Annotated in this window: 10 protein-coding genes; 6 read left to right on the forward strand and 4 right to left on the reverse strand. The window is 37.7% G+C overall.

What is annotated here, in order from left to right; translation table 11 throughout:
* On the forward strand, positions 1 to 191 hold a 191-nt coding region (locus QM491_RS07310; protein ID WP_283326758.1), incomplete at its 5' end, for a hypothetical protein.
* A 256-nt stretch (positions 192 to 447) separates the two neighbouring features.
* Here QM491_RS07310 and QM491_RS07315 read toward each other — a convergent pair.
* Genes QM491_RS07315 through QM491_RS07330 form a run of 4 tightly spaced genes read right to left on the reverse strand, consistent with a single transcriptional unit; the run spans position 448 to position 7,543 of the window.
* On the reverse strand, positions 448 to 1,974 hold the full coding sequence (locus tag QM491_RS07315) for a RagB/SusD family nutrient uptake outer membrane protein (RefSeq protein ID WP_283326760.1): 1,527 nt from the start codon (positions 1,972 to 1,974) through the stop codon (positions 448 to 450).
* Positions 1,975 to 2,007: 33 nt separating this feature from the next.
* Entirely contained in the window at positions 2,008 to 5,328 is a 3,321-nt protein-coding gene (locus QM491_RS07320; protein ID WP_283326762.1) for a SusC/RagA family TonB-linked outer membrane protein, read from the reverse strand.
* 30 nt (positions 5,329 to 5,358) lie between these two features.
* Positions 5,359 to 6,252 carry a hypothetical protein gene (locus QM491_RS07325; protein ID WP_283326763.1) on the reverse strand — a complete coding sequence of 298 codons (894 nt, stop codon included), beginning with the start codon at positions 6,250 to 6,252 and terminating at the stop codon, positions 5,359 to 5,361.
* 31 nt (positions 6,253 to 6,283) lie between these two features.
* Entirely contained in the window at positions 6,284 to 7,543 is a 1,260-nt protein-coding gene (locus QM491_RS07330) for a YdcF family protein (RefSeq protein ID WP_283326765.1), read from the reverse strand.
* A 372-nt stretch (positions 7,544 to 7,915) separates the two neighbouring features.
* Here QM491_RS07330 and QM491_RS07335 point away from each other — a divergent pair, with 372 nt between their 5' ends.
* From QM491_RS07335 to QM491_RS07355, 5 genes are all read left to right on the forward strand, one after another.
* Positions 7,916 to 8,419: a hypothetical protein gene (locus QM491_RS07335; protein ID WP_283326767.1), complete on the forward strand. Its 504-nt coding sequence runs from the start codon at positions 7,916 to 7,918 to the stop codon at positions 8,417 to 8,419.
* Between the two features lie 169 nt (positions 8,420 to 8,588).
* Positions 8,589 to 10,940: an FG-GAP-like repeat-containing protein gene (locus tag QM491_RS07340; protein ID WP_283326768.1), complete on the forward strand. Its 2,352-nt coding sequence runs from the start codon at positions 8,589 to 8,591 to the stop codon at positions 10,938 to 10,940.
* 225 nt (positions 10,941 to 11,165) lie between these two features.
* A complete protein-coding gene (locus tag QM491_RS07345) occupies positions 11,166 to 11,717 on the forward strand; it encodes a hypothetical protein (RefSeq protein WP_283326770.1) in 552 nt (183 codons plus the stop codon).
* Positions 11,718 to 11,799: 82 nt separating this feature from the next.
* The gene (locus QM491_RS07350; RefSeq protein ID WP_283326771.1) at positions 11,800 to 12,342 is read left to right on the forward strand and encodes a carboxymuconolactone decarboxylase family protein; all 543 of its coding nucleotides are present in this window, start codon (positions 11,800 to 11,802) and stop codon (positions 12,340 to 12,342) included.
* A 96-nt stretch (positions 12,343 to 12,438) separates the two neighbouring features.
* Positions 12,439 to 13,005 carry a carboxymuconolactone decarboxylase family protein gene (locus QM491_RS07355; protein WP_283326773.1) on the forward strand — a complete coding sequence of 189 codons (567 nt, stop codon included), beginning with the start codon at positions 12,439 to 12,441 and terminating at the stop codon, positions 13,003 to 13,005.
* The last annotated feature ends 5 nt before the right edge of the window (positions 13,006 to 13,010 follow it).

The following is a 13,010-nucleotide window of genomic DNA, read 5'->3' on the forward strand; positions in this document are numbered from 1 at the left end:
TGAGCATTTGTCATGAAGGAGTAACCAAACATCACTTCAGTATCTATCTACCATTGAGTGATCGGTTTAACTCCCTCATTACCAAATATTATTTTGTAAGCGTAAATCTACAATTGAGTGATTATTTTTTCAATCAGTTTAAAAACTGTAGCTACATGATTCATCCTGAATTTTGGAATAATTTAAAATAGAGACCTCTTGTTTATCCATATTGAGATTCACAAGGTGAACGATTATACTGTTTATGAAAAAAGGCGGTCGAAATGATTTTTTCGACCGCCTTTTTTCATACTATATTTAAACATGACATCTCTTTAGACGCAAAGTATTGTGTCTCTACTAGTAAAATCTAGATTAAAAATAATCACTCATGCGCTCAATCACTAAATTTAGGATGACTCATGTTTAGGCAAGGACAATTCACCACTCACAATTCTTCATTATTATCTAGTATCCTGCATTTTGATACATTTTTACAGGATCTAATTTATATTCATCAAATGGAATTGGGAAGTAATAGTCCTTTGTACCAAAGTTAGAAACTTTGGCTGTTCCATAATCTGATTGCGCTTTGGTTTTAATATAGTCAACCAATTCTGTAGCTGTAAAAAATCTTAGTAAGTCAAACCAACGATGATGTTCAAAAGCTAATTCTACACGACGCTCGTGCAAGATAGCCAATTTCAAAGTTGGATATTTCTGACTGTATGTTGGGTCTAATTTCGAAACCTCGTAGGTAGGTAATTTAGCACGCTCACGTACTTGGTTGAGATACATAATTGCATTAGCTTCTTCGCCCAAATACAAACTTACTTCTGACAACATCAAAATCACATCTGCGTAACGAATTAAAGGCCAGTCGTTTCCACCATAGCCATTTGCGCCTGCGGTCGAACTTACGTCTCTAAATTTGGTGATATACCAATCTTTTACCGTGGCATCGTTGGCATATTTAATAGAGAAATCCTTACGCAAATCCGTTGCTTCAAATTCTTTTACTAAATCTGTTTTTACATTTCCTCCAACACCACTACTTGGTTTAAGCGAGTTAGTTGTTTCGCCTTTTGCTTGGTTATTGGCTGCAATTGAAGATGAATACGTTGGGTCACCTTGTTTGCTAACAATCTGGAAAATGATTTCAGGGTTTGTAGTTTTCTTGGCTACATCAAACACATCTGCATAAGGAATATCCTTCAATGAAGTAAATGCCTTCATATTGTAGGCTGCCAACAAATAGGTTTTGGCATTTCCTAAATTTGCCCCACGGTTCGCCTGATCTAAGGTCGTTGCCATAGTCAAATACACCTGACCAAGCAGGGCATTAGCAGCAGCTTTTGACACACGACCTTTGTCAGATGCAGGCTGGTGGTTAGGTAAGTTAGAATTGACAGCTTCTTTCAAATCAGCTACGATTTGATCATATACTTTTTCTTTCTTTTCACGGAAAGTGCTGTTTTTGACGTCAGTTGTCGTGTTTAATTGCTGAGTAACCAAAGGTACATCACCCCATTTGCGAACCAAATGAAAATAGATTAAAGCACGAAGAAACTTCGCCTCAGCATTGTAGATATCTCTATTAGCTGCTGTAGTGTATGTTACCTTGTCAATATTAGAAATCACCTGATTGGCACGAGAAACAGTCTGATAAAGTGCTAACCAGTGACTTTTCAAGTAAGTATTACTTGGTAAAATTGAAAAGTCATTAAACTGAAATGGCTCTCCTGCATTTGATTGGTTATCATTACGACCAGCATCGTCTGAGCGTTCGTCGGTATATAAACCACTATTTTCACCAATGTTATTTGAACTTCTCAAAGACTGATATACGCCGTTGACCGCTTGTAAAACGTCGTTTTCGGTTTTAAAAAAGTCTGTAGCATTTACGGCATTCGGGTCGTTTTGCATCACAAAATCGTCCGAACAAGCACTTAAGCTGAGCGCTACAAGTGCCAAAAGTGATATTTTCTTAATCATTTTTCTCTTTTTAAAATAGTTTTCTACAAAAGACTAGAAAGTCAACTTAGCTCCTAAAGTATAAGCTCTTACAAGCGGATACTTTCCATAATCTACCCCTGGTCTAAGATTTGCACCATCGTTGTAGTCTACTTCTGGGTTATAACCTCTGTAATTAGTCAACGTAAAGGCGTTATCTACTGCTAGATAAATACGTGCACCACTCAAGCCTTTTTGTCCTTTCAACCAATTGTCTGGAATCGTAAATCCTAAGGTCATGTTGGTACATCTCAAAAATGAACCATCTTGTAAATAGAAGGTCGACAAACGAGTACTGTTACTTTGTGTACCACCACGAGAAGCACGATAAATCATACCATTACCAGGTTCAGCTTCTGAGCGGTAACGATTCACAGCATCTGCATATTGGTTACCCGAACCTTCCATGTTGAAAGTATAATAATACTGACCATCAAGTACTTGATTTCCATAAACCCCGTTGAAAGATGAAGTAAAGTCGAAGTTTTTGTAAGAAGCAGTAATCGCAAAACCGTAAGTAAACTTCGCGTAAGGAGAACCAATGACTGTTTTATCCAAATCATTCACAACACCATCGCCATTGGTATCTTCAAAATACAAATCTCCAGGTTTTAAAGAGTTACTCGAAGCTGTTGAACGAGCTGGTCCTTTGATTTTATAACCAGCAGTATAAGTCTGAGTTGCAGCGTTATAATTGGCGTTATCTTCTGCAATATTGGCCATATCAGCCTCACGAACCATACCTTTTACTTTGAATCCGTAGAACATCCCGATTGGTTGACCTTCCTGAGTAATATGTGTCAAGTATGAACGTTCTGCCCCGTTAGTCAAAATGGTATTAGCGCCACCTAGGTCTAGTACTTTATTACGGTTAAGCGAGAAGTTTCCTGAAAGATTTAAACGGAAATCTGACGTTTGAACTACTCTTGCATCTAACTGTAAATCAATACCTTGATTTTGAACTTTAGAATTACGTAAGTTTGTTAAAATCGTTGATGTTCCTGATACGGCTGACACTGGTTGGTTAAACAATAAATCTGTTGACTGACTCAAATAATAGTTAGCCATCAAGAAAATACGGTTGTTGAATAAGCCCAAGTCTGCCCCGATATTGTATTGTGAAGTAGATTCCCAACCCAAACTTTGGTCACGCAAGGCATTCGGATATACCGCCGACGCTACTGTTCCATTCCCAAAAACAACTCCTGTTGGACTTGACATCGTTTGAGCAAAACCATAATTACCAATATTGTTGTTACCACTTAATCCCCAGCTAGCACGAAGTTTTAGACTTGTTTCGGGACCAAATTTTTCTGCAAAAAATGGTTCGCTAGAAAGCGCCCAGCTTGCAGACACTGAAGGGAAATTACCCCAACGATTTAGTGGGCCAAAACGAGAAGAAGCATCACGACGATAAGAAGCTGTTAAGAAATATTTCTCTTTATAGTTATAAGACAAACGAGCTAAATAAGAAAGTAAAGTAGTGGTTGACTTACCAGTAGCACCATTCAAGGTAAAATTGGTAGCATCAGCCCCTTTACCTGTAATTTCTGGAATACGGTCATCTTGGAAACCTTTCGCCGTTACACTAATCACATCAACATCTAGTTGTTGTGCCGAATAACCTGCCAATGCACCAATCGAGTGTCCGTCAAATTGCTTATTAAAATTCAAGGTATATTCTACCAACTTATCCATTTCTGAACGAGTTTGTGCCACTGCATTGGCTGCTGCAATCGCTTGTGCAGAGCCTGGAGGGTTAGCACCATTACTTAAAGTGGTTGGTTGATAAAATTCATATTTTTCATTATAAGTCTGTAAACCTACGTTAATTTTAGCCAACAAACTTGATAAAATCTGATACGAAGCATTACTACTAAATGTCCCTCTTACGCCTTTTCTCGAAATCTTTGTCTCTGTTGCCAAGGCCACAGGGTTTTCTATCGACTGGTAAGCATAGTTAGCAGAAAGACCCGCTGCTTCATTTTTTCTTAATGAACCATCATCATTATACGCACGGAAAATTGGCATATATACCAACGCTCCCATGATTGGGCCTTGGTTGAAACGACCTTCTTGCACTTCACGGTTTTCGTTTGTTGTAATAGCCAAGTTGGCAGACACACGTAACTTCGAACTTACTTGTCCATCTACATTTGCACGGAAGTTGATACGATCTTGCTTGGTACTTTTGATAATACCGGGCTGACTCAAATATCCACCGCTAATGGCATAGCGAGTAGGGCCGTTACCACCTGTAAATGACAAATTATGACGCTGTACCATAGAAGTTTGGTAAAGCTCATCTTGCCAATCGGTGTTATACTTTGGCGTAATCATTTTCTGATTAGCGAAATCATACAAATCTGGTGGTAAACTTACTGAAGAAGCATTCCCAACTTTTGCGACACGTGTTGCATTGTCATCAGAATACATGGCATCTGTCCATGTTTTTCCAGAATTTAAGATTAAATCTTTGTAAGTATTATTGTGCCCATCAATCAATAACTGAGTAAACTGCTCGGCATTGAGCACCTTTACTTTATTGCTTAATTGATTAAGCCCATATTGCACATCATATTGAAATTGCCCTTTACCCTCTTTTCCACGTTTGGTTGTAATCAATACTACCCCACCCGCAGCTCTTGAACCATAAATGGCTGCCGAAGCAGCATCCTTCAAAATATCAATACTTTCGATATCATTTGGATTGATAAAAAGGTCATTTCCTACTGGATAACCATCTACAACATACAATGGGTCCGAACTGGCATTGATAGAACCAACACCACGCACACGAATTTTTGTACTAACATAAGGTGCACCACTCACTTGTGAAATTTGTACACCCGCTACTTTACCTACCAAAGCCTGACCAACTGTTGGTGTAGTAAGATTTAATTCTTTGGCTTTCACACTCGAAATAGCACCCGTTACATCACTCTTTCGCACAGTAGAGTAACCAATCGCAACTACTTCTTGTAACTCTTGTGAGTTTTCTACTAACTGAATCGTCAAGTTAGATGCTTTTCCAACAGTAACTAATTGACTATCAAATCCTACAAAAGAAAAAACTAATACTGAACCTTCGTTAGCTTGGATGGTAAATCTACCTTTGGCATCGGTAACAGTTCCTTTTTTTGAGGTTTTGTCATACACGTTTACGCCAGCCAAAGGCTCACCTTTGGGCGTAGTTACGGTTCCTGTGACAGGATTTGACATTTTGCCCAACGATGCCGACATCACGGTTTGGTTAGGCATAACAGCCATTGAACCCGAAAGACACAAACATAATAATGCCTTAAGGACAAGCTGTTTTTGTAAAATGTTTTGCATAAAAATGAGATTAAATTTTGTTGTAATACATTACCATTGTAAGCGGATAAATGTAGTATTCATACGGCGTGAAGAGGTCACTGCAAAGCCTTCAAGAGGGTTATCTGAAAGGGTAAAACCTTCTAATTCATCAGCTTTGTCAATATCTATTGTTTTGAGCACGACTTGTTCGCCTGTTTCGATGGATTTTTCAAAATCCAAAAAACTAAAGCGCCAGCGTCGTCCTTCAATTTGATTTTGAATCAAAACCAGTATTTTCTTTTCGGGTATCCATAAAAGATTTTGTACAAAAGCTCCACACGAAAACTTTTTGTACAAAACGCCTTTTTCGGAGGTCTTTTGCGCTTTCGCCAAAGCTAACGGATTGTATAAACGTACTTCGTTTTTACGATTACCATAATCAGCGGTAGCTACATACCACTGCTTTTTGTATTGTACATATTCGGGGCGAGTACCTTGGATACAAGCATCGTCGTCGATAGTCGAAATAAGGTTGTTATCAAGCTTTTTAGTAGTCTGTAAACCTTTCCAATCAACTTGGTAAATAACTGCTTTCCATTGTGTTCCTTCAGGATTTAGGCGCACGCTATTGCCAATAAAAGTAGGCAGTCCTTTATGATAAGCTATTCCTGTCGGATGCCCAATTACATCTTGTCCATCAATACTCAAGGCTATTTCTTTGTGCTGATACGCCAACGAATCGCCAACACGCTTATATTCACGAATTACCCCAATTTCACGGTCGCCATAAGCAAAATATTGATTCCCAATACGACTGATTCCTTGTCCTGCGCCCAAAGAATCAAGGTTAAATGTTTTTTCTGCCTGAAGATTAATCTCAGGTAATTGGCTTGCTCCCCACAAAAAAGACATAGCCAACAATCCCATCATCAATGGATATTTGATTAATAAAGAAACTTGCATAAAATAGAGATGAATGAAGTGTTACGACCTATTACGGGTCCATTGGCTCCAATGAATTCAACATCATGGATTCAATTAATGGATAAAACTCAGCTTCGGTTTCAGAAATACGCTTTCCTTTACGATATGGCACATATCCCAATTCTTTTTCACAACGTTTATCTAAATTCAACTCATGGATATATTGACTTTGAGAAACCGAGGTTGAAGTAATACAAGGTTTATCAGCAGGTATTCCGTACTGGAAAATCAATCGAGCGGTATTGCGCATATTGGTCGTGGTATGACGAGCATGTGGTTCTACCAAAATGGCATTGGCAGGTACATGAAGCTTTTCGACCATATACTTTTTCATTTCAATAGCCTCATTATAAGGCGTTTTGTAAGGATGAACTTTGCCACCAGAAACAACAATTAGAGGAGCTTTTCCTTCGAAATATCTAACAGCCGCCACACGACAACGCATCATTCCTTCGGCACTCATGGGCATATCTTTTACGTCAGGACCAGCACCTGGCACCAAAATCAGTGAATAAGGATATTTGTTCCAAGCAATCGTTTTTAGTCGGTCGACTACAGGTTTGTTGACACCACTCGCCATAGGTTCGTAGTCTGTGATTTGCTCTCTTTCATTGATTTCTAGGGCAAACAAAGCTGAAGAAAGTGATGGCAAAAAGAACAGTTTTGAGCCGCTCACCGTTGCCTGAACTGCACGAGTTAAGTCGCCTAGCAATTGATAATAACCTTTCTTAGTAATATCAAAAGCAATAGAATCTATCAACGGATAATTCGGTTTTTGACCACCCAAATATACCCCGATTGTCCAGTTTACACCACGAGCATCTTGCGTCCACGCTTTTTGCAATAAAGCATTAACATCTTGATTGTCAAGCTTCCCATAAGCTAATGATGGTGCTAAAGATTGTTTTACCAAATTTTCTAACAAACTACCTTTGGTACATAATTGCGACAAACGAAGCGATACAGTTTTGATTTCGTCTTCTGAAAATCGAAGCGATTCGACTAAACAAGCGGGCTTTGAAGCACAACTTTTGAGTGCTTCCGAAAGTTGTGAGCTTTTTTGAGTAGTCAGTTTTTGCAAAACTTCATCTGTCTCCAACTGTAAACGTAGCGATTTGGATTCCTCCAACAAAGTCAAGAATAAGTAGTTTTTGCGCTGAACCCAATTGGTTTCTTTCGTTTGGCTACTTACAGAATTTATCGTTTGTTGTGCAAAAGTTGCTGAAAGCAATCCACACAGACAAAGGATTGTGAATATAGTTTTTTTCATGATTTTGAACCGAGCACCTCAAATTGTCGGTAGCATTTATAGAAAACGGATAACCTCTTTGCTCAAATGCATCAAGTGTAATTCGAGGGCAAAAGTAATAGCAGGTTCAGTCCAAGTCTGTCAAGTGAAAAACAAGTTTAGATTAAGAAATTATGAATATTATTATATGGAGAAAATATAAAATAAATTCAATTTTGAACCAAACTGACTTTTGAAAGCCATAAATCTTCCCCCGACAGCTTAATTTAATTTTCATCATCTCAAAAATTGTATGAAATAAACATTTACTTTTGTTATAGAAAGAAACCCTCTAAAACTTGTCTATTGAAAAGAGCCATCAGCATAACATTTCTGTGTTTGTTGCTATACAATATGTTTAGCACAGGACTGGTTTTGCTTTGTTTCAAAAAGACCATTCAACAGGCAAGTCCTATATCCAAAAATGACGGGTGGATTGAAATTAAGATGCACCTTGCTCTTCCTTACAGTGGAGACTTCGCCAACTTGACAAAACATGAAGGCTTAATCGAGTATCAAGGTGAGTTTTATAACATCATTGAGCAACACTATTCAAACGATACGCTTTACACAAAAATCAAAACCAATAGCACAGCCAAACAAAAGTATCAGTCCCTCTCCGATGACTTCAGTTTACAGTTTTCAGATAATCATTCTGGCAAAAGTACGCCACTCAAAAAGGCACTAGAACTATGTAAGTCTTTATCTACAAGCTATTTACAAAGCATTACACCTGTATTTACAACCATCCATGATGATCTGCACCTGAGAATTAGACATCAATTTTATGATTCCTACATCTACAAAAACAATTACACTTCAAGTATTTTCAATCCTCCCGAAATAGCTTCTGTTTAAGGTAATTACTCTTCTAATGTAGTTTTATATTAGGCTAAATTATCGTGTCTTTACTTTTCAGAAAGTAACGAAAATGATGATTTTGGAGATTTTTATTTTATCTATTCAAACTTTCAACCATAAAACTTGTAGCTCATTGAATAAAAAATAGTATTTGTAAACTCATACAATGGAAATGTCAATTTTGAGTGTCGTCTTCCGACAGTCGACTGGAGGGTTATTGCCTTCTATTAAACAAAATAACTATTTTCATGATACAAGTGGGTTGAAGGTTACCTTTCAAATCCCAATCAACATGAAATTCAAATATTACCTATATGTATGTTTTACTTTGTTCATTAGTGAATCATGCTACTTAGCCTCAAGCTCAAATGACAAAATGGTGCAGTACTTATCAGATGCTTATGATAGAAATTTTGTCAAAGAAAATTCCTTTTGTCCAGAAGCGGAATTTATCTTTTTTGATTCGCTTTCGACCAAGCATCCAGACCCAGCTATGAGGCTACAAGCAAGCTTTTTTAAAGCAAATGGTTTTCTGAAAATGGGTCAGGAAAAAGAAGCAGTTGATGCCTTAGAGAAAATTTTGTATGCTGTAGCTGAAGACCATCGACATTATTCTGAAATACTGAAAAGCTATGCAGTGGCCTATTTACGAATGGGCGAGCGTCAAAACTGTATCAGTAATCATTCGGCCGAATCATGTATTTTACCCATTAAAAATGCTGGTGTACATCAAAACAAAACGGGCTCACAAAAGGCAGTCGAAATTTATGCGAAACTACTTCAGCAAAATCCTAGAGATTTTGAATCTATGTGGCTATTAAACATTGCTTACATGACGCTTGGCGAATATCCTGCAAAAGTGCCTCAACAATGGTTGATACCCAATTTGGATAAAGATAATTCGGGCTATTCCGTAAAGCCATTCACAGATATTGCCCCAAATTTAGGACTCAACAAACGGAATATGGCTGGTGGAACCCTCATTGATGATTTTAATAATGATGGTTATCTGGATATTGTTACTTCTGATTGGGGGCTGCAAGGTGCTATGCATTATTTTCGTAATGATACCAAAGGCGGTTTTATGGATTGCTCGGTCATATCAGATTTAGGTCGTTTCAAAGGTGGACTAAACATGATTCAGGCTGATTATAACAACGATGGATTTTTGGATATTTTTGTGCTCAGAGGCGCATGGATGGGGAATTATGGTCGACAAGCCAATTCTTTACTCAGAAATAACGGCGATAATACCTTTACAGATGTAACCGTAGAAAGTGGACTTTTCTCAGAACATCCCACTCAGGCAGGCGTATGGCGTGATTTTAATAATGACGGTTGGTTAGATTTATTTATTGGTAACGAAACGGGCGGTCTTAATGAATACAATCCTTGTGAGCTATTTATCAGTAATAAAAACGGCACTTTTACTGAAGTTGCGGCTATTGCCAAATGTCAAATTATTGATTTTGTCAAAGGTGTTAGTGCAGCAGATTATGACCATGACGGGCTTCAAGATATTGTTATTTCGGGCATTGGAGGACGCAGAACTTTACTCAAAAATACAGGCGCTAAAAATAATATTCCACAGTTTGAAGATGTCACTGAAAAATCAGGGCTAAATGATATTCAGATTAATACCTTTCCGATTTGGTTCTGGGATTATGACAATGATGGCTGGCAAGATATTTTTGTATGTGGTTATCAGTTCGACACCTCGATTCCGTACACTGCGGCAACTGAAGCTTTGGGAATTCCTAATCAAGCCAGTACTATGAATTTATATCACAATAACCATGATGGAACTTTCACAAACGTAACCAAAGAGGCTGGTCTCAATAAATCCGTTTTTACGATGGGTTCTAACTTTGGCGATATTGACAACGATGGTTATTTGGATATGTATTTGGGCACAGGCAACCCTGATTATAAATCTCTAGTGCCCAATCGACTTTTTAGAAATATGGGTAATGGAAAATTTGCCGATGTCACCGTTTCGGGCAGAGTGGGTAATTTGCAAAAAGGACATGGTGTAGCAATCAATGACCTTGACAATGATGGCGATAGCGATATTTTCATTGAAGTGGGTGGCGCCTATGTTGGCGATTCTTACAACAATTCGCTGTATTTGAATCCTGGGCAGAATAATAACCGTTGGATTAATATTCAGTTGGAAGGTACAGAAACCAATCGTTCGGCTATTGGTTCTCATGTAAAAGTTACCTTCAGGGAAAAAGGAGTAAAAAGGGTTGTCTATCGTGATGTAAATTCAGGAGGAAGTTTTGGTGCATCTGCTTTGAGAAGAGAAATAGGTATTGGACAAAGTGATTTAATTGATGAACTTGAAATTACATGGGCTCAAACAGGCAAAAAGCAAGTTTTCAAAAATCTAAAGCCTAATCAGTTTATCAAAATCAAAGAAGGAGATAGCCATATTTCTAAAGCAAATATTAAAACTACTTCTTTTCAAAATCAATCTTCCGAAATTCCTGTGTGTACAACCAATATGAGTTTATAGGATTTAGGAAAACGATCTTCATGATGTAAATTGAATCGAGAGTAGACAACTTTCTGTAAAGTATTCATACACTAATGATGACTCTAAAATGCTTTATTTTGATTAACGGATAAATTAATTTGTCCGTTAATCAAAATTCCTAAAGTTTCGATAGGCTATTGGTATATTGTATGAAATAAATATTTATTTTTGTTATTGTAAGAAAAAACCCTCAACCTTTATCCCTTGAAAAAAATTGTCAGCATTTCATTTCTGTGTCTATTGCTATACAATATGTTTAGCACTGGCATTGTTTTGCTTTGTTTTGACAAGTCAATTCAAAAAGCTACTCCAGTTACTCAAAATGATGAATGGCTAGAAATCAAAATGCCTATTGCTCTGCCCTACAGTAGCGATTTTACTAATATTACCTCTCATGAAGGTTTAATTGAATATCAGGGTGAGTTTTACAATATTATCGAACAACGCTATTCAAACGATACGCTTTATACCAAAATCAAGACCAATCATAAAGCTAAACAAAAATATCAATCTATTTCTGAAGAACTTAGCCAACAATTTTCTGATAATCACTCAGAGAAAAGTTCGCCTTTGAAAAAGGCTTTAGATTTGTGCAAACATTTATCATCTAACTACTTACCTCAACAAGTAAGTCTAGAAAACAAATACCTTCATTTCATCGAAAGCAAAAAGCCAAGTCTGTTCTACTACTCTTATTTATATACTCATCTTTATTCTTCTGGGGTTTTTATGCCTCCCGAGTTAGCTTCAGTTTAATGTAATGATCTTCCTTACGTATTGTCATTTACGTTAGGCTAGAATTGTATTGCCCAATCATTTTTTAACTGAAGTAAAAACCATGTCATATATCAATTTACCCAATCCATCCTTGCCAGGTATTTCGGGGCTTCTGGATTATAATAAAACAACCGCACAACCTTTACTCAATCTTGCAGAGGTATTACTAAGAAGTGAGTCGACTCTTACAAGTGGCGAAAGGGAGCTTATTGCGGCACATGTATCTTATCTCAACAACTGTCATTTTTGCCATACTTCACACGCAGCAGCGGCAGTTGCGCACTTAGGTTGTGACATTAGTGTGATGGACGACATCAAGAAAAACTTTGTTGAAACGCCCATTTCTCCAAAACTAAGAGCATTATTAGACATTGCAGGAAAAGTGCAAAAAGGTGGTAAGCACGTTTTACCAGAGGATATCGCCATTGCTCGTGAAGCAGGTGCAAGCGACCGTGAACTTCATGATACGGTATTGATTGCTGCGGCATTTTGCATGTTTAACCGTTATGTAGATGGATTAGCAACATGGGCGCCACAGCAAAACGAAGACTATCTGGAAATGGGTCAAAAAATGGCCTTTTCAGGCTATAACAGAGCAATATAAGTCTACGCACTCTGTCGTCATACTTAAATCAGTTGGTTGAATTTTCATTTAATCAACTAGATATTCTTTTGTCTATCCCCAACAGAAATTACGATTATGCCCCATATATCTTTACCAGAACATTTGCCAGGCATTACTGGCTTATTAGAATATAGCCAAGAAACGGCGCAACCTATTCGTGATTTAACGCAACTGTTACTTCGAGGCGACAATACTTTATCGCAAGGCGAAAGAGAGCTTATTGCTACCATCGTTTCATACCGAAATGGTTGTGTATTTTGTACTAATGCCCATACCGCAGCTACAGATTTATTACTTGGCGAAACAGAAACCTGTGAAATCATGAAACAAGATATTGACCAAATGCCTGTGAGTGACAAACTGAAGGCTTTATTAAAAATTGCTTCTCTTGTACAAATCAATGGAAAAGCTGTTACCCCAGAGTCAGTTGAACTAGCAAAATCGTTCGGCGCTACCGATGCTGAAATTCATGATACCGTGTTGATTGCAGCATTATTCTGTCTCTACAATCGATATGTAGACGGTATGGCAACTTTTACTCCCGACCCACAAAGTGGTTTTTATCAGCAATTAGGCGAACGAATTGTCAATCATGGCTACCAACGTTTACCTCAAGGTTATGACCATTTGAAAAAATCCTAAATTTC

The sequence above is a fragment of the Flectobacillus longus genome, from assembly GCF_030056705.1.
Lineage (GTDB): Bacteria > Bacteroidota > Bacteroidia > Cytophagales > Spirosomataceae > Flectobacillus > Flectobacillus longus.

Coding starts and splice junctions, on each gene's coding strand:
- QM491_RS07350 (WP_283326771.1), top strand. CDS start 11,800: ATGTCATATATCAATTTACCCAATCCATCCTTGCCAGGTATTTCGGGG.
- QM491_RS07315 (WP_283326760.1), bottom strand. CDS start 1,974: ATGATTAAGAAAATATCACTTTTGGCACTTGTAGCGCTCAGCTTAAGT.
- QM491_RS07325 (WP_283326763.1), bottom strand. CDS start 6,252: ATGCAAGTTTCTTTATTAATCAAATATCCATTGATGATGGGATTGTTG.
- QM491_RS07335 (WP_283326767.1), top strand. CDS start 7,916: ATGTTTAGCACAGGACTGGTTTTGCTTTGTTTCAAAAAGACCATTCAA.
- QM491_RS07355 (WP_283326773.1), top strand. CDS start 12,439: ATGCCCCATATATCTTTACCAGAACATTTGCCAGGCATTACTGGCTTA.
- QM491_RS07320 (WP_283326762.1), bottom strand. CDS start 5,328: ATGCAAAACATTTTACAAAAACAGCTTGTCCTTAAGGCATTATTATGT.
- QM491_RS07330 (WP_283326765.1), bottom strand. CDS start 7,543: ATGAAAAAAACTATATTCACAATCCTTTGTCTGTGTGGATTGCTTTCA.
- QM491_RS07340 (WP_283326768.1), top strand. CDS start 8,589: ATGGAAATGTCAATTTTGAGTGTCGTCTTCCGACAGTCGACTGGAGGG.